Annotated in this window: 20 protein-coding genes; 12 read left to right on the forward strand and 8 right to left on the reverse strand. The window is 57.5% G+C overall.

The annotated features are described in order from the left end of the window. The first annotated feature begins 7 nt into the window (after positions 1-7). The 3 genes from DC363_RS06225 to DC363_RS06235 are packed head-to-tail and all read left to right on the forward strand — an operon-like array spanning position 8 to position 3,149. Positions 8-850: an ABC transporter ATP-binding protein gene (locus DC363_RS06225; protein ID WP_108640259.1), complete on the forward strand. Its 843-nt coding sequence runs from the start codon at positions 8-10 to the stop codon at positions 848-850. Beyond that, the gene (locus DC363_RS06230; protein WP_196778382.1) at positions 847-1,599 is read left to right on the forward strand and encodes an ABC transporter ATP-binding protein; all 753 of its coding nucleotides are present in this window, start codon (positions 847-849) and stop codon (positions 1,597-1,599) included. Before DC363_RS06225 ends, DC363_RS06230 begins: the two co-directional genes overlap by 4 nt. A 32-nt stretch (positions 1,600-1,631) precedes the next feature. Beyond that, on the forward strand, positions 1,632-3,149 hold the full coding sequence (locus tag DC363_RS06235) for a serine hydrolase domain-containing protein (protein WP_108640261.1): 1,518 nt from the start codon (positions 1,632-1,634) through the stop codon (positions 3,147-3,149). A 63-nt stretch (positions 3,150-3,212) separates the two neighbouring features. Here the strand turns inward: DC363_RS06235 and DC363_RS16660 are convergent, their stop codons facing one another. The 3 genes from DC363_RS16660 to DC363_RS06250 form a co-directional block, all read right to left on the reverse strand. Continuing rightward, positions 3,213-3,941, reverse strand: coding sequence for a hypothetical protein (locus DC363_RS16660; RefSeq protein ID WP_146180749.1), 729 nt, complete (start codon positions 3,939-3,941; stop codon positions 3,213-3,215). A gap of 31 nt (positions 3,942-3,972) precedes the next feature. Then, positions 3,973-5,214 carry a Hint domain-containing protein gene (locus DC363_RS06245; RefSeq protein WP_108640263.1) on the reverse strand — a complete coding sequence of 414 codons (1,242 nt, stop codon included), beginning with the start codon at positions 5,212-5,214 and terminating at the stop codon, positions 3,973-3,975. A gap of 556 nt (positions 5,215-5,770) precedes the next feature. Beyond that, on the reverse strand, positions 5,771-7,057 hold the full coding sequence (locus DC363_RS06250; protein ID WP_108640264.1) for an ammonium transporter: 1,287 nt from the start codon (positions 7,055-7,057) through the stop codon (positions 5,771-5,773). Positions 7,058-7,732: 675 nt separating this feature from the next. On the opposite strand from DC363_RS06250, the gene DC363_RS06255 reads away from it, so the two are divergent. After that, positions 7,733-8,224 carry a DNA resolvase gene (locus DC363_RS06255; protein ID WP_108640265.1) on the forward strand — a complete coding sequence of 164 codons (492 nt, stop codon included), beginning with the start codon at positions 7,733-7,735 and terminating at the stop codon, positions 8,222-8,224. A gap of 162 nt (positions 8,225-8,386) precedes the next feature. Here the strand turns inward: DC363_RS06255 and DC363_RS06260 are convergent, their stop codons facing one another. After that, entirely contained in the window at positions 8,387-12,310 is a 3,924-nt protein-coding gene (locus tag DC363_RS06260; RefSeq protein ID WP_146180750.1) for a tetratricopeptide repeat protein, read from the reverse strand. Between the two features lie 367 nt (positions 12,311-12,677). Between DC363_RS06260 and DC363_RS06265 the strand changes: the two genes are divergently transcribed. Together DC363_RS06265 and DC363_RS17245 are read left to right on the forward strand one after the other, a co-directional pair. After that, positions 12,678-13,106 (forward strand): bactofilin family protein, encoded by a 429-nt coding sequence (locus DC363_RS06265; protein WP_241962934.1) that lies wholly within the window; start codon positions 12,678-12,680, stop codon positions 13,104-13,106. Between the two features lie 63 nt (positions 13,107-13,169). Next, entirely contained in the window at positions 13,170-13,388 is a 219-nt protein-coding gene (locus DC363_RS17245; RefSeq protein ID WP_108640268.1) for a heavy-metal-associated domain-containing protein, read from the forward strand. Between the two features lie 66 nt (positions 13,389-13,454). Here the strand turns inward: DC363_RS17245 and DC363_RS06275 are convergent, their stop codons facing one another. Further along, on the reverse strand, positions 13,455-14,357 hold the full coding sequence (locus tag DC363_RS06275) for a DUF305 domain-containing protein (protein WP_108640269.1): 903 nt from the start codon (positions 14,355-14,357) through the stop codon (positions 13,455-13,457). A 280-nt stretch (positions 14,358-14,637) separates the two neighbouring features. On the opposite strand from DC363_RS06275, the gene DC363_RS17325 reads away from it, so the two are divergent. Both DC363_RS17325 and DC363_RS06285 read left to right on the forward strand, forming a co-directional pair. Next, on the forward strand, positions 14,638-14,838 hold the full coding sequence (locus DC363_RS17325) for a metal-sensing transcriptional repressor (RefSeq protein ID WP_422396402.1): 201 nt from the start codon (positions 14,638-14,640) through the stop codon (positions 14,836-14,838). Positions 14,839-15,015: 177 nt separating this feature from the next. Further along, entirely contained in the window at positions 15,016-15,597 is a 582-nt protein-coding gene (locus DC363_RS06285; protein WP_108693757.1) for a hemerythrin domain-containing protein, read from the forward strand. Between the two features lie 434 nt (positions 15,598-16,031). On the opposite strand, the gene DC363_RS06290 is transcribed toward DC363_RS06285, so the two are convergent. From DC363_RS06290 to DC363_RS06305, 3 genes are all read right to left on the reverse strand, one after another. Then, on the reverse strand, positions 16,032-17,396 hold the full coding sequence (locus DC363_RS06290; protein WP_108640329.1) for an IS5 family transposase: 1,365 nt from the start codon (positions 17,394-17,396) through the stop codon (positions 16,032-16,034). A gap of 559 nt (positions 17,397-17,955) precedes the next feature. Then, positions 17,956-18,387, reverse strand: a complete 432-nt coding sequence (locus tag DC363_RS06300; RefSeq protein WP_108640272.1) for a DUF1641 domain-containing protein — start codon at positions 18,385-18,387, stop codon at positions 17,956-17,958. Between the two features lie 29 nt (positions 18,388-18,416). After that, positions 18,417-19,607 (reverse strand): NAD(P)/FAD-dependent oxidoreductase, encoded by a 1,191-nt coding sequence (locus DC363_RS06305; RefSeq protein WP_108640273.1) that lies wholly within the window; start codon positions 19,605-19,607, stop codon positions 18,417-18,419. 171 nt (positions 19,608-19,778) lie between these two features. On the opposite strand from DC363_RS06305, the gene DC363_RS06310 reads away from it, so the two are divergent. The 4 genes from DC363_RS06310 to DC363_RS06325 all read left to right on the forward strand — a co-directional run bounded on the left by DC363_RS06310 (position 19,779) and on the right by DC363_RS06325 (position 24,747). Then, a complete protein-coding gene (locus DC363_RS06310; protein ID WP_241962935.1) occupies positions 19,779-20,198 on the forward strand; it encodes a helix-turn-helix domain-containing protein in 420 nt (139 codons plus the stop codon). 660 nt (positions 20,199-20,858) lie between these two features. Continuing rightward, positions 20,859-22,295 (forward strand): hypothetical protein, encoded by a 1,437-nt coding sequence (locus DC363_RS06315; RefSeq protein ID WP_108640274.1) that lies wholly within the window; start codon positions 20,859-20,861, stop codon positions 22,293-22,295. Positions 22,296-22,659: 364 nt separating this feature from the next. Beyond that, positions 22,660-23,370: a VIT1/CCC1 transporter family protein gene (locus DC363_RS06320; RefSeq protein ID WP_108640275.1), complete on the forward strand. Its 711-nt coding sequence runs from the start codon at positions 22,660-22,662 to the stop codon at positions 23,368-23,370. A 138-nt stretch (positions 23,371-23,508) separates the two neighbouring features. Further along, positions 23,509-24,747 (forward strand): APC family permease, encoded by a 1,239-nt coding sequence (locus DC363_RS06325; RefSeq protein ID WP_108640276.1) that lies wholly within the window; start codon positions 23,509-23,511, stop codon positions 24,745-24,747. The last annotated feature ends 147 nt before the right edge of the window (positions 24,748-24,894 follow it).

Here is a 24,894-nt window from a genome sequence, read left to right on the forward strand (position 1 = left end):
AGATTATATGCTGGTAGATATCGAAAACCTGCGCATCACGTTCGAGAACAACGGCAAACGGTTCGAGGCCGTGAGCGGTGTGTCCTTCAAGCTGGAAGCACGTCAAAAACTGGCGATCGTGGGCGAATCCGGTTCCGGAAAATCGATCACCGCGCGTGCGCTGATGCGCCTCTTGCCCGCCCAAGCGCAGGTCACAGCCGATCGGATGCTATTCGACGGGATCGACATCCTGTCCCAGTCCGAACGCGAAATGCGCAAGCTGCGGGGGGGACGGGCCGGCTTCATCCTTCAGGATCCGAAATATTCGCTCAACCCCGTCAAGACCATCGGCAACCAGATCGCGGAAGCCTGGCTGACCCACAACAAGGGCAGCAAGAAAGAGGCGCGGGACGCAGCGCTTAACTTGCTTGAACAGGTGATGATCCGCGACCCGCAACTGGTTCTGAACGCCTATCCGCACGAAATCTCCGGCGGCATGGGGCAGCGCGCGATGATCGCGATGATGCTTGCGCCCAACCCCTCTCTGCTGATCGCGGACGAGCCGACATCGGCACTGGATGCATCGGTTCAGGCCGAAATCCTGCGCCTGATCGACGAGCTTGTCGACACCCGCGACATGGGGCTTTTGCTGATCAGCCACGACCTGCCGCTGGTTTCGAACTTCTGCGACAAGGTCAGCGTGATGTATATGGGGCAGATCATGGAGGAACTGGCTGCCAAGGATCTGGCGCAAGCCGCCCACCCCTACACCAAAGGGCTCTTGAACTGCCTGCCCTCTCTCGACGAGCCGCGCGGTGATCTGCCGGTGCTCACCCGTGATCCCCAGTGGCTTGAGGAGCAGGCACAATGACGAACCCGATGATCGACGTCCAAGATCTGCGCATCGCTTTTGGCCCCAAAGAGGTGGTGAAGGGTGTCACCCTTTCTGTTCCGGCGGGCGAGAGTTTCGGCATCGTCGGAGAGTCCGGCTCGGGCAAGTCCACGGTCTTGCGTGCACTGGCCGGGCTCAACCAGCACTGGACAGGAGAGATCCGCTTTGAGGGTGCCCCCGTGGCTAGCAAACGCCCGCGCGCTTTCTTTCGCAAGGTGCAGATGGTCTTTCAGGACCCCTTCGGCAGCTTGCACCCCCGACAGACAATCGATCGTATCCTGTCTGAGTTTCTCTCCGTCAACGGTCTGGATGACGTGGACGGGCGCGTTAACCGCGCGTTGGATGCAGTGGCGCTGCCGCAATCGGTCCGCTTCCGGTTCCCGCACCAGCTTTCAGGGGGGCAACGTCAACGGGTGGCCATCGCGCGCGCGCTGATTGCCGAACCGAAGGTGCTGCTGCTCGATGAGCCGACCTCGGCACTGGATGTGTCGGTGCAGGCTGAGGTTCTCAATTTGCTTGGACGCCTGCGCAAGAGCCACGGCCTGACCTATGTCATGGTCAGCCACAACATGTCGGTCGTGGCGCACCTTTGCGATCGGCTAGGCGTCATGCAACACGGCGAGATGGTCGAGCAGCTCAGCGTCACGGATTTGCGCGCGCGCCGTGCCACGCACCCGCATACGCGCGAGTTGGTCGAACTCGGCCAAGCGCTGGCAAGCACCGCATGAAACACGTGCGCATCGTTTGAGGACAGGATGACATGGCAGGATTGAATTGGCAGAGCGCGGCCGCATGTGCAAAGCAACTTATGAGCGGTGCGGAAGATGGACCCGGCGGCGCACTCGTCGGCTTTGACCAGAACAGCGTGCAGATCACGCACGCCTTCGGCCAAGCCGACCTTGCCACGACGACGCCTTTCACGGCCGACACCATCAGCCGCTATGCCTCAGTCACCAAACACATTTTCTGCGCCTTCGTCCTGTCTCATCCCGAGGTGATCGGGCTTGGCGACACCCTCGGCCAGCACCTTCCGCAGCTGCAACCGGAGATCGCCCGGATCACGGTCGAGCAGGCCTTGGCGATGTCTGGCGGCGTGCCCGATACGCGCGAGGCTTTGACGCTGATCGGGCATTCGGTCTTCACCCGAACCGAACCCGCGGATCTGCTGGACTTTCATGCGGCCATGACCCGCCCCAACTACGCCCCGGGCACCGAAGTGCATTATTCGAACGGTGGCTACCGTTTGGTCGAAGAGGCGTTACGCGCGAAAGGTTTGTCGTTCGAACGATTTCTGGAAGAGCGGTTGCGCGACGGCTTCGGCCTATCCATGCGCGCGAGCGAATATTGGACAGACCCCGTGCCGGGATTAGCGCCGGGCTATATTTCAACAGCGGAGGGTTGGCAGGTCGGCTTTCAGGGCATGCATTTGTCGGCGGCCGGATCGATGTCCGGGTCAGCATGGGATCTCGCCCGTTGGGGGCAAATCCTGCTTGCGGGCGAAGGCCCCTTTGACGGCATGTTGGGCGCCCTGTCCCGCCCGGGACGTCTGACGGACGGCACACTGACCGGCTATGGGTTGGGTCTGCGCCATCACGATTTCGGGGGGCGCGCGGTTGTTGGTCACGGCGGATCGCAGCCCGGCTACAAGACGTATCTCTTACTCGATCCCGAACAGCGTGCCGGCGCCGCGATCGTGGCAAACCGTGACGATCTGAACACGGCCGACATCCTTCAGCAGGTCCTTGCTGCCGCGTTCGACCTTGACCTGCAAGCAAAACCCGGAACGCAGCTTGTGCCGGGGCTCTACGTGGCGCCCACGGGCGCGGACTGGCTCGAGATCGGCACCGCGTCAGCCCGTCGGCTCGACGATGAAGTGGCGCTTTATGACGTGGGCGGCGGGGTGAGCGATAGCCTCTCCCCCACCTCGAGGATGCAACTGACGATGGAGGGCCGGTCGATCCGGGGCCACCTCGGACACGCGCCCGCAGTGTTCGAACCGGCGACGGAAGACGCAGGACCGCCGGTCCATCTGGACGGGTCTTGGCAGGCGCCAGCGTTTGAAGCTCATGCGGAAATTCGCGACGGTGCGTTTATCTTCGGAGCAGGACCAACCCGGCGCGCCATGCCGCTGCGTCCGCTTGGCGGTGGAAGGTATCTGTTCACATTGCGGGACGGCCCGACCAACCGCCGGATATGCCTCGCTGAAACCGGCGAGGGTCGCTTCGATCTGGCGCTGTCCCGTGCGCGCACCATAGGATGGACGCGCCTGAGAAATTAAATTCTGTTTTGATTGCAGACCTGCACTACGTCCGTGGGCCCATAGTGCAGGTCTTATTGTCATCTACAAGTTGAGTTGGGTCTGATCCAAGGGGAGAAGGATAACACCATTGGCTGCCGTCATCGTTCCTCCGTGAACTGTGACACACCGCATCTGGCCATTGGTCCCCACCGGCATTGCGATACGCACTGCTTCAATGCCGCGACCGGTGTCAACCTGTGCCCCGACGACCTGACCGACGACAACGCTGTTCTGGTCGACTGCGCGCAGGCCATTGTAATCGGCGCTGTTTCCGAAGGATGGGCAGGTCGACTGGCCGCTCGCTGCCGCACCGAACATGCCACTGCCCCAGCCGCCGGTTCCATTGGCAAGGGCTTGAGATCCCGCTCCACCGCCGGATCCATTCTCGCCCGTTCCGGTTCCTCCACCCCCGGTCCCGCCGCCATTTCCACCATTGCCGGCGTTGCCAGTCCCGCCAAGGACCGAAGCGACGCCGTCGACTGTGTTATCAAGCGGTCCGCCCAGCGTCCCACCGGTGACGTGATTGGTTACGTGGCCAACACCGTTGCCGACCTTGTCCACACCGTCGGCCACGTGATCCACTACGTCGTCGACGGCAGCACCCGTGCGCCCGAGGCCAACAGCACCCGTCACATTCTCGACGAGATCTCCCAATCCGTCCGCACTGACGAGCGTCGTGGAACCGGCCACCATCACAGCGGAAACTGCACATATTCTGATAGGCCCCAAAAGCTGTTGGGCACCATTCATGGTCATTGACTGGATATTCATAGTCACTCTCCTCCTTCATTGATGGGAAATTTTAGCAATATGCGCCTGCACCTGCGTCACCTTCGACTGAAGGTGCGCCAGCTTGCGTCACAAGCGCCTTGCGGTTTTGCGCGTGGCGATCGGCGAGCTTTCGGCCGCGTCGCCCAGGAACCAGAGTCCGGGCCGGCTCTGGCCGGTGGTCGATGCCCAAAAGCTCGGGAAACAGCTCGAATATCTCCTGGCGCGCCGCCGCGCCGATCGTCAGCAGGGCCTGCGGTCCTGTGAAAAGCGACTCCGTCTCGGCCCCGTTGGAATAAATCACCTCATGACGTTCGAACAGAAAATGGAAGTATTCGACCGAAGGCAGGTCGTCTGCGACCTCAACCCCGTCGACGCACAGCAGGTGTTTCGCCGCGACGAGCACCTCCTGCGCGCCAAACATCCGCTGGGCGATCTTCGAGCGCACCAGAACGCGATGCTGCGGAGAAACCATCAGGTCGACTGCCGGCGCCCCCTCCCCCAGCGCCCCGGCCATAATCCGGATCGGGCGCAGATTGGGTTTGGCGGTCAAGGTCTCGGCGCTGAGCCCGCGCGAGCCGATCCAGCGAATGGGCTGAGGGCCGTTGTCGCGGGTGAAGACGAGGTCGCCGCGGTCCAGATCATCGACCGGACGCTCTCCGTCGGGCGTAAGGATCATGGTCCCGGCAACGAAACAGGGGAAAACCTCATCATCGTCGAGGTCGAGTTCGCCGTCCGGATCATAATCCACGTTGACCACGACCGTGTTGAGGATGTTGTTCACAGCAGCAGACAGAGGGTCCAGAACTGGCCCGAGAATTGGCAGATTGCCGAGCTCGGAGATGGGAACGTTGATATCCAGCGGCACCCCGAGGATCTTCCCCGAGATCGTGACCCCCAGATTGTTGCCGTCAAATGGCTCGTCCGAGATGAAATAGCCCTTACCGTCATCCCCTTGCACGAAGTGGCCGTCCACCGGATCGACCTGAATCTTCAATTTCGCGAGCCCCAGAGGAAGCTTCAGCGTGGTCGCGGCGGTCGAAAGCGTGCCGGAGCCCGCATAGGTGCCGCTCACCAGCGGGTCGCCGTTCTCGTCCACGGCGGCAATATCGTCCCCTCGCGTCACCGTGTCGCCGGTGGGGGACTCGATGTCATACCGCTCGAAGTATTGCGAGTTTTCCAGATCGTTCAAAACGCCCGTGCCGGTCAGGTCGATGACCCCCAGGTCCGGATCAATGGTCAGAAAACTTGCTGGTATCTCGGTGATATATGGCATGGCCCACTCCCTTGGTCATGAACTGCAGTCCGAAACCATCAGACAACTTAAGAGTGTAGCGCGTGGCTTCGCTTTGCAAATTGCGACCAGCGCCTTTCCGCCTACCGGAGGAAAGGGGCTCGGCGGAACACGGGCTTCAGCACACATTCGAGAGCTTATAAAAAGGATCGATGAATTTTAATATCTATTAATATTTTCAATCAGATACGGCAGTTTACCACGGGCGTACCCTGCACGATCTTGATGTAAAGACACCTGCGCCCCCGCATGCCTCCCCTTTTCTGCCAGCTTCAAGGTCGGCGGCGGCGGTTGGACATCGGACCGATCGCTCGCTATGCTCCATGAGAGCAGCGATTACCTATAGTTGCGAATCCGTATGAATTTTTACGGCGAAGGCCACTGCGTGCGACACCCCCATGTTCATACCCGGTGGCCTTCAACTTTTCATGGCGACCGACATGCCAAGCGGCGCGATCCTGCTCCATGCCAGCCCATAACAGAAGGCGCCCCCGACGGCAGGCGCCGGAGGCTGCTGCTACACGGAGGGTGCCGATCGTTACCCCGGATTGAACTCCGGATAGGCTTCCATCCCCAACTCAGCCATATCGAGGCCGGTGATCTCTGTCTCCTCATCGACCCGCAAACCGACGGTCCGCTTCAGCGCCATCCATCCCAGCGCCGATGTGCTGCACACGAAGGCACCCGCGATCATGATACCGTAGAATTGGGTGGTGACAGTCGCGGCCTCGTTGGTGATGGCCACAGCCATCGTTCCCCAGATACCGGCCAAGAGGTGCACCGGAATGGCACCGACAACGTCGTCGATCTTCAGCCGGTCGAGGAGCGGCACGGCAAAGACCACGATCGCACCGCCAAGACCGCCGATGAACGTCGCTTCAACCAGTGTGGGGGTCAACGGCTCGGCGGTGATGGACACCAGCCCCGCAAGCGCGCCGTTCAGGATCATGGTCAGATCGGGCTTCCCGTATAGCACCTGTGTGAGGCCGAGCGTGACCACCACTCCGGCTGCCGCGGCGATATTGGTGTTCGAGAAAATCCGGCTGATGTCGGCCACGTTGCCTGCGGTATCCATATACAGTTGCGAGCCGCCGTTGAAGCCGAACCACCCCAGCCAGAGAATGAACGTCCCCAGCGTGGCCAGCGCCAAATTGGAGCCCGGGAACGGGGTGACCCTGCCATTTCTGTATTTACCCAGCCGAGGCCCAAGGATGATCGCCCCCGTCAGCGCAGCCCAGCCGCCCACGGAATGCACGACGGTCGAGCCCGCGAAATCCTGAAAGCCCATGGCATCCAGAAACCCGCCGCCCCATTTCCAGCTCGCCTGAATGGGGTAGATCACCGCGGTCAGCAACACGACGAACACCAAGAAAGGCCACAACCTGATCCGCTCGGCCAGCGCGCCAGACACGATAGAAGCCGTGGCAGCGCAGAACATCAGTTGGAAGAAGAAGTCCGAGCCGAGGGATGCATAGCTCAGGTCGGGCTGCGCGCCCTCAAGGGCCACCGGCTCCAACCCGGTGATCGCAAAGGCACCAAGATAATTCGAGACCGTCCAGGCATCCCCGGGATACATCAGGTTGTAGCCCAGAACGTAGTAGAACAGCGACGCGAGCGAGAAGAGCGCCACGTTCTTGGTAAGCTGCATCGCCACGTTCTTGCCGCGCACCAGCCCTGCTTCCAGCATGGCAAACCCGGCCGCCATGAAGAAGACCAGAAAACCGGAAACAAGAAACATGAAGGTCGTAAAGATGAAGCCGATATCCTCGGTGAGCGGTGTCGTATCGGCCCCCTGCGCCATCCCTGTCTGGGGCAAGGCGACCATTGCGCTGGCAAGGGTCCCACCGATGGCCGTCCGGTTTAAAGGCCTACGCAGAGCGCTGTGCGCCCCGCGAAGCCCAATTGATTCAAACGCTTCTGTCGTATGTGTCACATGTCTGCCTTTCGGATTGTCGCACCTGTTTGTTGCACTTGCAGCGTAGAAATCTCTGCAGCGCGGCGTAAAGTCAGGGCCCTCGCCCCGAGGGGGCAGAAACGTGTCTTTTGTCTAAAATTTAAGCAGGTCTCGGGGAAGTGCCGGACAAATAGGCAACAAGAGGACGGAGGATCGAAGGTATCAAGCCGAAAAGCGTTCCGTCTGCGTTGAGCCCCAGAGGGAGTCGCCATTTTGAGCCGCGCGCGCGACCAGGCGGATCGCTTGCCCGAAGGCGATCCCTGCGGCCATGTACGTGCGGGTGGTTGAAGCAGGGACAGCCATCAGAGACCTCATCTACGCAAATCACAATTTCCAGGAGACCTCGCAGGACTCGTCCAAGTAAATCAGCCGTTTGCCCGATTTTAAGAGCCGCAACACCCCCCAGTCTTGTGCGGTCTACGCGAGCGCCTGATGACGCCCGAGATGACCTCGACCTTTGTGGGGACCTATCAGGCCTAAAGCCGGAAACAACGGTGCGCCGCCCAAGCGGCCCGCGACCAAGCCGAACAGGACCTCGCCCAGATTATGCGTGAGATCGACAATATCGTTGAAGCGATTGCGCAGGGCATGTTTCAGGCGAGCATGAAGGAGAAAATGGATGCGCTCGAAGCCCGCAAGGCTGAACTGGAAGCCACCATCGCAGCCCACCCTGAAGAGGACACGGTTCTGCTGCACCCTGGTCTTGCCGATCAGTTTCGCAGGAAGGTCGAGGATCTGGTATCCAGCCTCAACGATCCGGCGCTCAAGACCGAAGCCGGGGACCTGCTGCGCAGCTTGATCGACAAGATCATCCTCACACCGGACCCCGATGCGCCCAACGGGCATCGGGTCGCGCTCCAGGGAGAACTGGCCGGGATTTTGTCGTTCTGTGAGAATGGGATGGCTACAAACGCCAACACCCGCAGCAAGGCTACGGGCGTTCGGCAAGTGACGATGGTTGCGGGAGCTCGATTTCAGAAATACTTGCCTTTGTATAATACGCCAAAACCAGATCACGCTTACCAAATCAATGCTTAGTGATTGCCAGCGACCACAGCTTTTACCGTCAAAGCCGGCGGGAAGCGGAAGTTCGCTGCAACTGCGAGCGGTTTAGTCGGCCGAACGAAAAGCAGACCTCCAGGATAGAAAAAACTACATGAAAGCTGCAAGCAATATGCCTAGAAGCGTAGTTTTCTCGGCCTAGTCCCTTGCCCTTCCTCCGAGCTTTTCGGCCAAATCAAGCCAGTCTTTTGGCAGCCGGCTGCCAAGCGCCCTTGCTCCGGATTGAAGTAGGTTGGCAAGCGCACCAACTTCTTCCTTCCTTGCCCAGTTGATAGCGGCTTCGAGCGCGGGCACATGTAAACTTGGTTGGGATAACAAAAAGCGCTGATGCTCAACGATAAAAGCCCATTCATCAGCGAACAGGATATGGAGTTGTTTGATCATGCGCGCACCGCAACCGCAAGCCGCCGCGCACTGAAGAAGGGAGAGTTGCCGATTGATGATATTGGAAGGGTGCAGCACTTCGTCATCTGGAGCTAGCGCGTAGCTGAAAATCTGCGTGGCATAGTCCGCGGAGTCTGCAGTCGACGTGCCAACCAGAATCTCTCTCCATAGGTCTAGCTCAGGTGTGGTCGCTTTAAGCCGCTTTTGAAGCTCTACCAATAGGGCTTCACAAAAGGTAGTTTTGTCTGCCCGATCCCGTGCGCCAAAGTATGCGGCAAGTGCCGATGAGTGAACGAACACTGCTTTAACGCCGGGATCCTCGAGATCACGGAAGTGCAATTGTTTGATCTTTTCGATTTGAGAGATTGGAGTTCCCGCCCTCTCTTTTTGAGCAACATCAAACGCGGCAGCGAGCTGGAGCAAGGCATGCGCGATTTGGTCGGGTGTGCCTTCTTTAACGGCAAGATCAAACTCGGCGGCGCCCAATAAGATGTGAAAGGCCAAAGTGGTCTTGGACCAGCTAAGATCTGGAAACAGATCATGCAGGTTTTGACGGAGGCCCACGATAATCAATAGCAATTTAATGTCTTCAAGGCGCCCACTCGGGCGCTCTTTTTCTTCCGGATAGTCGGCATCGAGAGCGGCGAGCGCGCCGTAGTGAAGCTCGCGTTCCAGACCGGTTGGGCCGCCGGTCGTCTCATGTAGCCAGCCGACCAGCCAGCGCAACTTTAGGTGAAGAGCTCGCGCCGCGTCATCGCTCTCCGGATCGATATCGTCCAGCATATTGATCAGCGGCGCGAGTTCGCGCAATGCTGTTTCAACATCGCCGCTCCGCCAGAGACACATGGCCGCTTCCGCACGGAGCGCCACTTTGTGGGCGCGCGCAGATGTTACCTCAGACTGAACCGCTTCGGCAGCGGAGGCAGCCTCCAGAAAGGCCGTCCGCGCAGCCCCCAAGTCACCAAGATTAGCGGAGGCGACAGCCTGTTCTTTTAATGCGTACATGCGCTCAATATCAGAGCTTTGATCGGTGTGCGCGCGAATGCTCTCTAGTATTGCGCGTGCCTCTTCATATTGATGATCATGACCCAGAACTTTGGCCTTTTGCCGGAGCAGTCCTGGATGATCGGGCAAAGCTTCAATGCCCGTCTCGACGATCTCCAGCGCCTTTGGTCGATCGTTCTGGAACTCATCCCAGAGCACAGATTGAGCGATAGTGCATTCGGCGATGAGATCGGTCTCCCCCCAGTTCTCTGCCATGCTAGCTATTGTCTCGTAGTCGTCGATTGAGGAGGCCACATCAAGCTTGCCGGTCGACCAGGCGTTCGCCCAGGCCGATTGAATATGCAGGCTATATCCCTTGAAGAAGGTTCTGAGCTGGGAAAGGCGCCTCGTCCGCGCGTCGGGTTCCAAACGCTCTAGTGCAAGAAAGAAAGCCTTTAGTTCGGCCGGATTTTCATTGGCGGAAGCTCCGATCTGAAGCATGAAACCGCTGACGTCGGCGGTCTCGCCGAACTCCTCTTGCATAAGTTGAACCGCAGAACTTTGACTGCTTTGAACTAGGTCGGGTTCCATCTTTGCCAGAGCTTCAAAATAGGCGATGTAGGACAAGCGCAGGCCCCAATCCAGGCGCGCGCCCTGAGCCAACAGGATCTTGAGCAGCGCCATGCTTGTCAGCGCGTTCCTAAGCTCTTCATTTCCGACCGCCATGGCCTCGCGCATGGCGGCAAGTGCAATGGGTTCGAACAAGGTCTTTTCACCATTGAGGGCAGCGACATCGATCTGCAGCATGCGTAGGAAATGAGACGTGCTCGGATCCTCTGGCAGCAGCATCTGATCGGTTCTCAGGTAAACTAAGCCGCTTAGCTTTGCTGCGACTGCCTTGTGAGTTTCGTTATCGAAAGAGAGCGATTTCTCAAAGAACTTTGTGATGAACCAGCCTTGTTTGGACCCGAGGGCGGTCCAGAATACTGAATCGAGCGCCTCATATGGAATAGGTCCGCGTTTTATTGTCGATATCAGAAATCCGGTCTGGACGCTTTTGATCGTCTCCGGTCCGAGATCCTCCTGCAAACCGGAAAGCAGCGGAGACAAACGAAAATAGCCGGGTGCCGTGGGCACTTTTTCGATCCAGGGACCGGTGAGCAAGTCGAGGCTCGCAGATGGCTCTTCAATGCTGGGGGCGAGGGCCGCGATGGCGATCGCAGTTGGACGGTCAAACTTGAACATTATGCAACCGAGTCGCTTCAAGAGGGCGCGGCCATGGTCGGTTGCATCCTCCAGCAAGCGGCGCCGCGCCTCGGCACGGCTCAGCTCGATCGCTTCGCTAGGCGTGCCTGAAATATCCTCGATCAAAGCGTCTATTGGCCAGCGGCGATGGTTAAGCGACACGACTTTCGCCGCAGTTAGTTGCGGATGACCGCCCGATGCGGCGATATGGATAGTCAGACCCCAGGCTTCGGCCTGATCCAACGGTGCGTATGTCTGCCCAACAAACTCGGTAATCTCGTCCACAGAAAGGTATGGGGCACACTTTGCCGCGTTTGGGGTAAAACGGGCCGCTTGAAAAGAAGCGGGGTTCAGCACGCGTGTCGAAGTGACAACAACGTATCCCCCGCGCTCGCGCATCCAATTTACAAAACGACCCAAGCGGCCTGTGTGTTTTGCAACAGTGTCGCTGTCCATATCGTCAAGAATGATACCGCGGACGTCGCCCCCAAGTGTGATATCCGTATACGCTCGATCCAAACGCCGCAGCATTTCGCTAGGGTTTGTTGGGCCGCGAAAATCTACCGCGAGCCAATTTACCTCGGAAGCTTGCGCAATCTGCAAAGCCAGAGTGGATTTGCCGGTGCCGCTAGCACCATGGAGCCAAAGGGCATGGGTATCATCGAGAATCCCCAAAAATTCCTGAACTAAACCTGTGCGCGTGGCAAGAATATCGGGCAAATCGATCTCTTCTACCGGGGCAGTCCAACTGGCGCGTGCCCAGCCAGTTTCATGGCCAGGTTGGCCGGGGCGGGCGACTTCGTGCAAAAATCCGTGCAGATCGGCTGCGGTCAACCGCCGAAGTGCGGGGTCGTTTTCACTGCCGACAGTGAACACACGATCGACGATCGCGGCCGCGGTGCTTGGTGCCATCCCAACAGGGAGTTCAAGAGCGGCGAGACGTCCGGCAATGAGTTCTGCAAGCATTGCGTTTTGCGCCGCTCCGCTGGGCTGGCTGGTTCTCCAAGACACGCGGTTAATAAGTCTCGATCGCAAGGCTCCCTCATCTGGGTTGCTCTCGAGCCAGTCTTTGAGTTTGCCGCCCGGCAGAGTGTTTAATAGAAGGGCTTTGAGGGGCGCAGTGTCTGCGCCGCAATTGACCGCGTGCCAATATGCGATCCCGGTGACCCCGCCCGGCAAGTCTGCTCCGTGTTCCCTCCCAATCTCCATATTGGTATGAATGACCAAAGACACGTCCGGGACCTCGCCTTCTCGGCTTGTGGCCCAGAAGTTTTCAAGCGCGTCACGGGCGTCTTTGCTCGCAAGCGTAAGAGTGCGATCGCTGGCGGTGTGCTTGACCTGCGTCAGCTCGGTGCCGCCACTGGTTGTTTCGACGTCAAAGTCCTCGAAGATCTCGATCAGCAAGCTGTCGGCTTCGGAGAGGTTCAGCCAGGCGATGGCGGTTTCCAACAGCTGAAACCGAAACGCGCCTATCACATGCGCTGCTTGTCGCTTCGGATTGGGGGGTAAGGGTTTCTGCGGCTGGCTTCCCATGTCACTCAAATGGGCGTTTCAATGTGCTTCGCGGATAGCCGCAACGTTCGAGAAACTCGCGGAACTGGAACACTAAATACCGCCCCTGGCACTTCTCCAGCTTTTAGGCAGCGGACTATCGTTTCATGCTCTCTTCCCATCGACGCAAAGGTAACAGATTGTACGGACCAATGTCCACTTAGGGGAAGCTGCAGAGTAGCGCATCAAATACCGACAAATGTCCGCTAAGGGCCGTCTCCGTCCTCGACCAAGCCCCGTGATAGGTCGAGGCTGCACCACACACGTGCCCGGTGACTTCCTGCGCTTGGATTCACTCGAGACCACCTTCGACAACGGTGGTCAAATCCCACTTTTCAATCTATGGTCGCCAATATCTCAGCCAAAGGGTCTCAATGTGCCGAGCTCAGTTATTGAAGAAGATCTGACGATTGAAGGCAACATCAGATCAAGTGAGGGAAGCGTCGATATCAACGGTCGAGTGGTTGGGGATGTCAGCGCTGAGATTATTGCCGTTCAGCTGAGCGGTTCGGTTGACGGGGCAATGTCGGCAACGAAGATCGCGGTTGAAGGCAGCCACACCGGTAGTTTGAAGTGCGACGATCTAAAGCTTGCATCGACCTCACAGGTTCAGGCTGATGTTGTGGCCAAGGTGATGGCAACGGAAAGTGGCGCCAAAGTTAAGGGCAAGATCGACATTACCGGGCGGCAATAGGACAATTCCAGTATCGCTACGCAGTAGCGTCACATTTGGGCTTTTACAGCTCCATCATTCCAAATGCGGCGCGATGCGCAAGTGGCCGCTTCGGTGACGCTGCGATGCAGCTTCCGGTCGAACGACGGCAGTGCGGCGTTTGTGACCGCGGCAGTCAAGGAGCTCGATCAAGACGCAGAGGTCACGGTCGACATCGACGCCCGCCGGGTGACCATTGAAACGACCGCAAGCGATGAGGCGCTGCGCGAAGCGGTTCGAGAGGCGGGCTATACCCCGGCCTAAGAATATAGATGATTGCGGCGCGCGGGATGCCCGCGCGCCTTTGATACCTGAAAGGTGAGCGGTGCTTCAGCCTTCGGCGCGGCAACCCAGGAAACCGCGGTAAGCGACTGTCAGACCGCGATCGAGATGGAACTTCATCTCCGCCTCCGAACGGCGGAAGTTACTTTCGGTATCGCTCCAGTCCGCGCCCGCGATCGGGGCCACCGACACCTCGATGCCCTCCGCCGTATAGCGTGCGCCGTCGGCAAGGGCTGCTTCGTCGACCGGTGCTTCAGTTGTCAGTTTCACCAACGTCCCAGACATTTTAATGCCGCCCGTTTCTTGGGCCATGATGAGGGTCGGTTCCCCCTCGTTGGTGCGGCGGAACTCACAGACCGCGGGCCCTCCCAGAAGGCCCTCAACATCTTCGGGCTTGAGCCCCGCGGGATCGATGCCGGCCAGCTCGGCGGAAGCCATCGCTTCTTCGACCGTCCCGACTTTCGCTGGTTCATCAGGGTTGCCCAATTCCGGGTCCGTTGCATCCCCGTTCTCTTCGATGTCAGCGATCAGGCTGCGCATCTCGGCGATCTCTTTGCGCTGCGCCGCGATGATGCCCTCGGCCATCTTCTTCACCCGCGGGTCCGACAGTTCGGCGCGTTCCGAGGTCATGATGGCAATGGAATGGTGCGGGATCATCGCGCGCATGTAGCTCGTGTCGCCCACGGTAACTTGGCTGCGCACCAGCCACAGCGTCCCGGCGAAGACGGCGATGGACCCCACGTAGATCGCGATATTGATGGCCTTGTTGTCATACATCGAAAGCATGAAGCTCAGCATGATTACGGCCATGACCGCCCCCATCAGGAGCGCCATATAGGTTCGGGTTTCGCTGAAGAATACATGCTCAAAGGCATAGGTATTCAGATACATCAGGCCGAACATTACTATCGTGGAGGTCGCGATCATTGCAGCGAAACGCCAGTAGGACATGGGATGGTTTCCTATAACAAGGTTGGCGCGAGAGGCTCCTTCGCGCTGTGGTATTCAGGGATTTTAATTCGTAGCACCGTCGGTGTCCAAAATATGCCATTCGGTCGTTGAACCAGCATGTGACCCGGGCAGCGCCGATACTCTCCTATGGTATGATAACTGGTCACTGTTGGCATAGTTCCTTTGCGTGGAGGCGCGAGACGCGGGAGCGAGGCAGAACAAGGAAGCTATTGTGAGACATTTGGCGCGTTTGGAAGGGCAGCTCCGGGGCGGAACGCGCATGGTGGACGAAGACCGCTATTGCTTTGATGTCTTGGTGCAAACCGCTGCGGGCCGACGAGCGCTTGGTGGTAGAGGATCACGCCAACCACTGTATGGAATAAGCGTTCCTATCTGGCGACGGCGAAGAATAGCGTTAAGCGTTTCGCGAGCGGGACGCTCGGCTGGAAATGGCCCGCCCTTGTTCCATGCCGGGTGGTAGGCACGGATAGCTGGAAGATTGGCAGCGCACATGGCGTTTTACGCCGTTCCGCCACACATGCCAGCGCTGCGCCGAACTTGTCTCGACGCTACATCGTGCCGCGCCGCGTTGCCGCAGGGCTGCTTGACGCCCGAAGCCGTGCTTGACTTAGCATGAGCAAGGGCTTTGTTGTCGAACATGACTGACCTTTCCGCTCAATCACTGGATGACCTCACCCTCGACGAGGCCGCCCGACCGAAAGCGCCGCCAGTGCCGGAGGCAACGGATGGACACCGCCGTCAAGGGCGGCAACTGGCTGCGATCCACCGTCACTACCTGATGGAAATCGCTCAGATCGGTGCGGTCCTGTCCCGGATAGAAGCTGGGGAGTGCCCTCCCGATAACCTCAAGCGGATCGTTCTATCGCTTGATATGGCCGAAAACTTTCGCGCATTCGGATCTCTCTGCGGGCGCGAATGCCAAATTCTCAAGTTTCACCACGACATCGAAAGTGCCGACATGTTCCCGCGGATCGAGGCAGCGGGCGGCGGCAAGTTCCGCGAGGTCGTGGCCAAGCTGAAGGCAGAACACGAGGTCGTCCACGAGCTGATCATCCGCCTCGGTGGGGCTGCGGATGCTCTGGCGAAAGATCCGCAGGACGAAAATTTCGTTCAAGCCGCCATAACATTCAGAAAGTTGGAAGAGGTCATACGCTCTCACTTTGGCTACGAGGAAACTGAATTGGCGGAAGCCATTGGATACTACCTCGGCTCCATCTGAAGGCTTCAGATAGATTTCCCCGCATTTTCATCTAAAAATTCCGTTTGTCGCCCGAAACGGACAAACAATCACCAAACTGGACAGCCTCTTAGTCCCACATAGGCGACGTCTGCCTGCCCAGAATGCTGCGGTCTGCGTCAATGGCAGCTTCGGGAAAGCTGCGATGCGGCGTCCGCTCTCATGGTCACGGTCGGTTTTGGGCCGCTCACATCACCCAGGCAGGGAGGGGCGGATTGCAGACTTTCGCTGCCACCGCACCCCATATTTCTGAGTGATGAAGAGCGGGCGTTCAAGCGAAGTTGATAGGCCGACAAACCGATATTCAAATGACGCACACGCGACGCGAGAAGTTCTTGCCGTTTATCTTAGCCCGCGAAAACAACCTCTGGCTGCGATCAGGTGCGAACTACCTAGTCGACGTTGAACAAGACGTTTCAGGCAGCGGCGGATGGGCGTGAGCGTTGGTTTTCGCCCCTGATGATCACAGTTGCCGAAAGTGTGGTGGTGATTGCCGCGAGCAGATAGGCCAAAAGATACCTGAGGTGGTTCAGGATCTTTCGGATATTGTGGCCACAGCCGCAGAGGACGGCAAAGATCGCATCGCCGCGGGTCCCTTTGAGGGGACATCTTGCGAGGCGACCGTCTGTTTTCATGTGTCCGATCTCGGGCTCGATGGCGCTGCGCCGTCGGAGGAGCGCCTTCAGGGACGGGGTAAGCCCTCGTCGTGATCCGGAGATCAGAACCCGTGTGGTTTCCACGCCGTGGCCACGATAGCCGCGGTCGACAACGGCAATGGTTGGACGCTGTTCGGTCAAGATTTCTACCTGCTCCAAGGCCTCTGCCAACGTGTGGCCATCATAGGGGTTCCCGGGCAACGCGCGCATGCCGACCACAAAGCCTTCATTTATCGTCGTGGCGATGCTGACCTTGGTGCCAAATTCATACCGGACCCGGGCCTTGCCCTTGGAGATGCAATCGACGGCGGGTTCATGCAGGGCATAGATTTTACCGCCGCCTCTGGGGGCCTGGTGCAGTAAGCGCGAGACCAGAATCAGGGTGTCGAGGACAGTTTCTCGGAAGGTGCCGGGCGGGATGAGATCAATCTGACGCCGCAAGTCGCGCATGACCCGTCCAGTATAGCCCTTCAATGTCCTCAAAGCCTTGCGCATGCGCTTGAACTGTCGCGCGTGGGCATAGCGACCGACCTGCGCCGCCAGCAGCGGCGCCTTGCGCGCATAGGTCTGGCGCAATTGGACCCCGGCCTCCTGAGCCAGGGCCACAATTTTGGCTCTGGCTTTCTCATAGAGCCGCGCATCGGTAGGATAGGCGGTGTTCTTTTCCATGACGGTCGTATCGATGGATACGCGCGACAGGCTGTCATCGTCCACAACGCCACTTGAGCGCCCCGCCTCGATTGTCTTCGTCAGCAGCCACTCGGCACCTTCATCGCCGATCCGGTCGCGCCAACGGCTGAGCGACGAGGGATGAATTGGCGGCTGATGTTGAAAGAAGACCTCGCCAGCAAAGTGCTGGAAATACGGGTTCTCGACCCAGCGCTCTACAACGGCTTCATCCGACAGGCGATGCAGATGCTGAAGATACATTAGCCCGGCCACCAGACGCGGTGGTGTCGCCGGCCGTCCCGTCCCGGAGGGAAAGAACCCGGCCCATTCTCGCTCGAAAAACTCCCAATCGATCAGCGCGGCCAGCTTCACCAGCTCATGACGCATGTCGATCAGATCAACGAGACGAGGACGCAGCAAGTCATCCTGTTCAAGGGGGCGATCACGGTGTTTCATGGCCAAACCAAATTGCAGGGTTTTCAATGGGATATTATAGAACCCTGCAGTCAAAGGCCACCAAAATCACGGCTTAATCATTCATTATCAACAGCTTAGGTGTTGTTCAAGTCGAACTACCTAACCTTAGAAAATCCTTGTGTGATGGCGTCAAATGGAAGCTCTATGGAGCCAAATCGGGTGGGAAATTCTCGCGCAGAACAGAACACTGCTAGTCCGATCCAAGCCTGAGGAAAATCAACATCTTCGCCCCGCAATAGCTCTGCAAGCCTACGTCCGGCCTCTGCAATCTGCACCTCTGATTGTCCAATGGCAGCGCATACAACTATCCCCAGAGAAGCCATTCCAAGGGTGCAAGCTCGGCCCTTCCAACCTATTTTGGTCAAGGTGCCATCATGTATAATCAAATCTAGTGTTATGGCGCTACCGCAGACTGGGCTACGGCAAGTTACCGTCACATCCGGATTGTCCAGCCGCTTGTCCCTGCGCACCCGGGCCGCATGTTCCCGGATGCGTGGTTGATAAAGTCTGGCCAGCGCCGTGTCAGCATGTGGCATGCTCAGTCTACTTCTGCGCCGCGATCCATCTGGCGTCCAAGCACCGCGAGGAATTGTATCGCGAAATGCAAGCCACGGCGCACATCTTCATCTCCGGCCGCGCGCAATAGCCCGAGGCGGGAAGGAACTGGATTCCGAGCTGCCTTATTTGTCGCATAACGGGCGGCATTCGAGAGCATCCAGGCATTGCTAACCAAATCCTCATAACCAGACATCAATTTTTGAATCATCGCGTCATCGGCCATATCAACACCGTCAGCCGCGAGTGAGAGTAGATCAACGACATTATGGAACCGACGCCCCTGAATTAGCGGCGCGACTTTATTTGCAAGATCAATCAGCCCAGCTTCCGTCGCTTCATCAGCAAATGCGCTCTCTTGGTTGAGCCGTTCGAGAAGCGGAGCATCCGCTCCGGTTTTGGTAGGATTTGCCATGACAGCCTCCTTATTGAAAATTTGAGATTTTAGACGATACCGCGCGCTACAGACCAATAGATTCCGCGATTAAAGGCCTTGCGCATAAGACCACCGACCTTTGTTGGCGGGGTCGGGTGAACGTCTTCATCATAGTCATACCAAAGCGGCATGCCCGCCTCGAGGCCCATCTGGGCAATGGCCTGAACCTTACCGTCATAGGCGGCAATGGTTCGACCCAGCCTGATGTCTCCTGCAATGTTATTCGCAATGACCGGCGATTGATTATGGCACGACCCGCCCGCCTTTGAGATCGGAAGATCGACCGTATCCCCCATTATGTAGGCGTTGGGATATCCTTCCAGCTGCAGAGTTTCACGATCAGTTGGCAACCACCCTTCGTTGTTGGGTGCTTGAGACACCCCGCTTTCCAAGACAGCGTCAACGGCGCGAATAGGCGGCGTGGACATGAGAATGTCGAAGTCCTGCTCCTCGCCTTCTTTGGATATGGCAACCTTTCGCTCTGCATCCACCTTGGCCAGAGTAAAGCCACGTTCATATTTGATCCCGCGTTCTTCAAAGATGGGGGGCAGAACGTTGCAGACCTCTTCCTGAAGGAACAGACAGTTGCGCAGAAGTTGCGAAACCGTCGGATAAGTGTAGACGATCTCGATCTGATCGCGCACACCCTTGCGGCGCAAATATTCGTCAAGCATCAGCGTGGTTTCCATCGGCGCAATACCACATTGGTGCGGAACATTAGGCGTTTCAGGGAAGTTTACGGTGATGAAAACACGGCCTTTTTCCAGCTTGCGTAACTTCTCCGAAAGTTGGCGCGCAGGATCATATTGGTAAAAGTAGTCACCCGCTTCTTTCAACCCTTCGATCCGCTCTGGCGCAGGAAGACAGCCGGTAGACACCACGATATAGTCGTAGCCAATGGTCTTGCCGCTCGCGGTTTTCACACTTGAACCGGCAAAGTCGAAGGACATCACCTTGTCGACTTGGAAGTTGATCTCAGGTCGCAGCAAAGTCTGTTGTTTTCGGCGCAGTTCGCCCTCAAAAAACATGTCGAAAGCAACATACATGAAAGCTGGTTTATAGTAGTGCCACGGGCTGTCCGACAGTAAGGTTACCGTGACCTTTCCTGACGAAATCTCTGGATACATCTTACTGACGATGCTGTTCGCCGTCATTGTACCGCCAATGCCGCCGCCGACGACGAGTATATGTTTTTGCATGTTAACCCTCCTCCTTTGTCCGGAAATTCAATCAAAAGGCACGTAGTATCGCCTTCAGTTACGTTTGAACTCAGAGGAGAACTGTGACTAGATGATCCCCTGCAGCCAAGCGCGAACCTTTCCAAACTGGAAACTCAGCGTGCGGCAGGCGTTTAGGAGGAGCGCTATGAAATGATGAATCATGAGGATGAAGGCAACCAACAGGCCGCAACTACAAGGGCTGATGTGCAGGCGCAGATCATTGAATGCCTCAATCGTTTTTATGCAATGGAAACCGGAATGTGGGGCAACCCGGTTGATTGCCTGATTATACGAACTGTAGTTCAGGGAAAATTGCAGGGGAAACTATATGACATTTCCGCCCTTTCCGAAGTTCTCGGACTTCCCATCAGCACACTCCATCGAAAAATCGGGCATTTGGTAGAGAACGGATTTCTTAGGCGCGAACCGAGAGGAAAATCCATCTACATCTCTCCGACAGACATCACGAATATCTCACTGGATAAATCGTTTGAAAATATGGTCGCAACATTACGACGTCTTTACAAAGGTGATATCAAATTCGATAAAAAATCGGCGGACATCGATTGATTTATTCGACAAACTGGCACCATGGTCATGAATTCGCCTCGACAGATATTCAATCAATAAGCTGACAATCGAGAGAAGTGCGCAAAATCTCGCGCTGCGCTCTTTAGCGCCCGTCTAAAACCGCATGCCGACTGTCGGCAAATAGAAATACTGGCGATACACGAATGGCTGGTTTGGTGAAGCTGCGCCGCAGCATCAGAGCGACGGGTAAACGGCGGTTATGGGCCGTTCGCGTCGACCGACATCAAGGGCGGAAACCGGACTTTCGCTGCGCCGCAAACAAAAATGATCCACCTGAAGAAAGCAGACTCTCGGGGTTGCGACGCGACATTTTTCGGGTGCAGGCGCGGCGAAGGACTGGTTCGAGCCGATGCTCATCAGTGACGATCTGCGCAGCGAACTTGTGCCTTGGGTCTACAAAGCCACCATGCAGCCCGTCAGCACATTCATGAACTCACTCTGCGAATGAGCGCAGCCTCCCGCCACGCGTAATGCTTCAGAGTGATCGACAGGGGGCACGCGTTTCATGCCAGTCCCCGACGATGCCCCCCCGTGAGGCTGGGACCGGCGCACCCCGGGGTTCGGAACTTCCACCCGCCTGACGCGTTCCAGCCCTATACAGTTTTTCAGAGATCGGCTCGGCCGGAGGGGGAGTTTCTCATGGCGGAGAACAAAAGCTCAACTTGGGATGTAAAGACAATCGGGATCGCGGCGGCGGCAGTCGTTGGGTGGGGGGCTGCCTTATATGCATTCACCGACACTGCAGAACTTCAGAAGCAGACCGACCGCACTATCTCGCGCTTGCAAAGCGCTATCAGCACGCAGCAGGAAGCAGCCGGAAGCGTCGAGGAATTGCAGGCGGAGCTCGCATCGCTGGAAACGGAGACCCAGTCCCTGCAGGAGCAGCGCGACGGCATCCAGTCGGACATCGACACCTTGCAGCCGAAGCTTGACGAATTGATCGTACAGCAGACCTCCATTGACGAAACGGTGGCGCAGAAGCAGCAGCAAAACAATGAGCTGGAGCAGCAGATCTCGTCGATGCGTGAAGAAATGACCAGCTTTGAAACCCGCAAGGCAGACATCCAAAGTCAAATTGTCTCCCAGACGCAGGAGTTGACCGACATAAATACCCGGGTCGAAGAAGCTCGGGCGCGTGAGGCCGAAGTTCAGGAAAGCCTCGCAACACTTAGTGAGGACAACGCGCGGCTCGCCGAAGAAGTCTCCACCGGCGAAAGCGAGCTCCAGTCTCTGAGGGCGCAGGAAACGAATTTGAGAGACGAGGTCGCAACCCTGGAAAGCAGCCTGAACGACATGCAGGCCCGGCAAGCGGAGCTTGAGCATAGTTTCGCCAGCATGACCGAGCGGAAGACCGCCCTGGAAACCGATGTCGCTGACGCCCAAGAGCAGCGAAACGAAATCCAGAAAATTGTAACGGACCTTACCAGCAATGTAGAAGAACGCTCCAACAAGCTGTTGGAGATTGAGGAGCGGATCTCAGCCGCGGAAAACGGTCAGGGGTCTTCTGCGGGCGGCAACAACAGCAACGGGTCGGAAGACAGTCATTCGGAGGCCGAATCAACCGCCACGCGCGAGATGCAAGGCACGCAGGAAAATACTGGCAACGGCGATGATCCGGTCGCTTCCCAAGCGGAAACTTCAAATTCAAACTCCTCCGGGCAGCCCGCCGAAGAGAATGAACGAGGCGACATGTCGTCCGACGCCGAAGATGAGGGCGTAACCGAGATCGACAGCGACATTAACGACAGCGCCGACTTGGTGGATTCGTTGCAGGAATCTGGCGGCCTCCCGCCCGAAGACCTGTCAGAAGCGGGTAGTCAGAATGCCGGATCCTCCGGCACATCATCGAAAGATGAGATGCAGAGCCCGACATCGAGCAGCGATCAGAAGACTGACACAGCGACCGATGGCGCATCGGGTGATACGTCCTTGATCGAGGGCAACGCGTCTGACACGTCATCGTCGGCGGAGGCGGAAAACCAGAACACCGAAGGCGAATCTGCTGGTTCTGATACCGAAACCGAAAGTGAGAACGCCGCCGAACCAACTCAGAAGCCACAGAAAGCCGGTAACTAAGCAAAGATACTCACGCTTTCGGCGATCCGAGGGCTCGTGAGACGATACTTGCGCTAATTTACCGGCAAGACACAGCCTCCCAAGCAAAAAAATGCCGATTGATAGGCGCGGAAAATATTGCGAACATCGCCGTCGTTTAGCAGCAATGGCACTGGGCCCAAGGTCAGCTTTGGCGAGTGCAGTGCCGCTACAATAGATAGACCCCGAAAGGCAGCTTTGGGAATGACTGGCGCGCGAACCATGTTTGGGGACAATCGCTGCCCCTTTGTATGACGTCTCCAGATCCCGAAACGGACATGGCTTATGATTTGAATCAAAGCTGGGCGACCCCTTGGTCCTATACTGATCTCTCAGGAGGTTCGAATTGTCTGAGCACGGCCATAGCCAGCAAGAAATCGCAAAGCGAATCGGAGCCCCCCCGGGTAGGGGTGTGCTGCGCGACGCTGTTTACGGCGCAATTGACGGAGCGGTGACGACGTTTGCCATCGTCGCGGGTGTTGCTGGAGCCGGGCTCTCGCCTTTCATTATCATTGCGCTGGGAATAGCGAACGTCCTGGCCGACGGGTTTTCCATGGCGGCGGCCAATTATTCAGGCACCAAAGCCGAACTCGACAACATGCGTCGCATCCGCAAAATCGAGGAGCTTCAAATACAAAACTACCCCGAAGGCGAACGTCTTGAGGTTCGAGAAATCTTGGCCCAAAAGGGCCTGAGGGGCGATGTTCTGAACCAGGCTACCGATGCGATCACGAAAGATCGCGAGAGCTGGATCGACTTGATGATGGAAGGGGAATACGGGCTAAGCGGTGTCGATCCACATCCTGTGAAATCCGCCGTAACCACCTTTCTGGCCTTCCTGGCGGCCGGAATCGTGCCGTTATTCCCGTTCATTCTCGGACTGGGCAACGCATTTTCTGTCTCGGCCGCGCTGACCATGATGACCTTTTTCGCGATCGGCGCGCTGAAAAGCGTCTGGTCTCTCAGCCCCTGGTGGCAATCTGCGGGCGAGACTGTGGTGATTGGGGGGATGGCCGCCGCAATTGCGTTTTTTGTAGGAACGTTGTTCCATGCGTAGAGGGCGTCTCATGCGCCTATGACCGCTTCGTCCGCACTTTCCCAGTTCGTTGACGGCGCGGCGAATGACCGGATCTAATCCGGGGCAGGTGGGCAATTCTACGACCAGTTTAACGAACTTTGAGAGGATTTCTTTACGGTGACAACGCATGACGTCTTTTCCGACAGCGGGAACCAAACAGAAAAGTTGCGCCGGGCACTGACCACCCCCTTGCTCACCCTTTATGGGCTCGGCGTCACAGTCGGGGCAGGCATCTATGTACTCGTGGGAACAACAGCAGCGGAAGCCGGTGCCTACGCCACAGTTTCTTTCTTGATCGCTGCTGTAGTTGTCGCTTTTACCGCTTTTTCGTACGCAGAGCTCTCAACCCGATACCCCGTTAGTGCAGGTGAAGCGGCTTACGTCGAAGCTGGCTTCCGCTCGGGGGCGATGGCGACTTTGGTGGGTCTGGCAGTTGCGTTGTCAGGGATGGTTTCTGCAGCAGCTGTCGCCATTGGGGCTGCGTCATACCTTCAGGGGTTGTTTGCAGCGCCACAGTGGGTGCTGACGGTAGTGGTCGTAGTGTTGATGGGGCTTATTGCGTTGTGGGGCATTACTCAGTCGGTCACTGTCGCTGCGATTATCACTCTGATCGAAATCGGCGGCCTAATTTTTGTGGCTGTTTGGGGTTTCGGAATCTCTGAACCTCTCGGGGTCGATCTTGTTGATATGCTGCCGCCCCTTGTTGGACCACATTGGATAGGAATCGGCGCAGCCTCTCTACTGGCGTTTTTCGCTTTTGTGGGCTTTGAGGATATGGCGAACGTTGCGGAAGAGGTTAAAGACCCCGTTTCGACCATGCCTAAGGCTATTGTTCTGACCCTGACTATCGCAACCTTGCTATATCTCGCGACAACAACCGCGGTACTTACAGCCGTGCCGCTCAGCAGGTTGGCGTCATCTTCCGCCCCGCTTGCTCTCGTTTTTGAGGCCGCCCCAAAAGGTGTCCAGCAGAGCTTTGCCATTGTTGCAATTGTTGCCACCGTCAACGGTGTCTTAATCCAAATGATCATGGCGTCGCGGGTGCTCTACGGTCTGGCGGATCGCGGGCACCTGATTGCTGCCTTGGCCACGGTCTGGCCAAGAACCCAAACTCCGGTTTCTGCAACGGTCGTGGTGATGTGCATCATCATGCTATTGACCTTAGCATTGCCGATCGAAGCACTGGCCGAACGCACGTCGCAGATCGTTCTCTTGGTCTTCGTTCTCGTGAATTCTGCATTGATAAGGCTGAAGATGCGGGGTGGCACTGTACCGCAGCATTTCAATGTGCCTATCATTATTCCCGTCCTGGGCGTGCTAACCAGTTTGCTCCTGTTCGGAACGGCATGGCTCTAAAATAGGAGTCAGCAGCCGTACTTCCTACCTCGATCCTCATACCGAAAGAGAACTCAATTGCGCAGGGTATTGTTTGCCAAAAAGGGCGGACTGGGGTGATCGGAATAAAAGGTGACGAGCCTTGCAGCGCCAGCTGCAGGCGTTGCT

This window comes from Thalassorhabdomicrobium marinisediminis (genome assembly GCF_003072065.1).
Taxonomy (GTDB): Bacteria; Pseudomonadota; Alphaproteobacteria; order Rhodobacterales; family Rhodobacteraceae; genus Octadecabacter; species Octadecabacter marinisediminis.

Excerpts from the sequence above, each read along its gene's own strand:
- DC363_RS06305 (WP_108640273.1), bottom strand. The coding sequence starts at position 19,607 with ATGCAAAAACATATACTCGTCGTCGGCGGCGGCATTGGCGGTACAATG.
- DC363_RS17325 (WP_422396402.1), top strand. The coding sequence starts at position 14,638 with ATGGTGGACGAAGACCGCTATTGCTTTGATGTCTTGGTGCAAACCGCT.
- DC363_RS06310 (WP_241962935.1), top strand. The coding sequence starts at position 19,779 with ATGATGAATCATGAGGATGAAGGCAACCAACAGGCCGCAACTACAAGG.
- DC363_RS06225 (WP_108640259.1), top strand. The coding sequence starts at position 8 with ATGCTGGTAGATATCGAAAACCTGCGCATCACGTTCGAGAACAACGGC.
- DC363_RS06315 (WP_108640274.1), top strand. The coding sequence starts at position 20,859 with ATGGCGGAGAACAAAAGCTCAACTTGGGATGTAAAGACAATCGGGATC.
- DC363_RS06255 (WP_108640265.1), top strand. The coding sequence starts at position 7,733 with ATGCGTGAGATCGACAATATCGTTGAAGCGATTGCGCAGGGCATGTTT.
- DC363_RS06290 (WP_108640329.1), bottom strand. The coding sequence starts at position 17,396 with ATGAAACACCGTGATCGCCCCCTTGAACAGGATGACTTGCTGCGTCCT.
- DC363_RS06245 (WP_108640263.1), bottom strand. The coding sequence starts at position 5,214 with ATGCCATATATCACCGAGATACCAGCAAGTTTTCTGACCATTGATCCG.
- DC363_RS17245 (WP_108640268.1), top strand. The coding sequence starts at position 13,170 with ATGCGGCGCGATGCGCAAGTGGCCGCTTCGGTGACGCTGCGATGCAGC.
- DC363_RS06230 (WP_196778382.1), top strand. The coding sequence starts at position 847 with ATGACGAACCCGATGATCGACGTCCAAGATCTGCGCATCGCTTTTGGC.
- DC363_RS06235 (WP_108640261.1), top strand. The coding sequence starts at position 1,632 with ATGGCAGGATTGAATTGGCAGAGCGCGGCCGCATGTGCAAAGCAACTT.
- DC363_RS06250 (WP_108640264.1), bottom strand. The coding sequence starts at position 7,057 with ATGGTCGCCTTGCCCCAGACAGGGATGGCGCAGGGGGCCGATACGACA.
- DC363_RS06300 (WP_108640272.1), bottom strand. The coding sequence starts at position 18,387 with ATGGCAAATCCTACCAAAACCGGAGCGGATGCTCCGCTTCTCGAACGG.
- DC363_RS06275 (WP_108640269.1), bottom strand. The coding sequence starts at position 14,357 with ATGTCCTACTGGCGTTTCGCTGCAATGATCGCGACCTCCACGATAGTA.
- DC363_RS16660 (WP_146180749.1), bottom strand. The coding sequence starts at position 3,941 with ATGAATATCCAGTCAATGACCATGAATGGTGCCCAACAGCTTTTGGGG.
- DC363_RS06285 (WP_108693757.1), top strand. The coding sequence starts at position 15,016 with ATGACTGACCTTTCCGCTCAATCACTGGATGACCTCACCCTCGACGAG.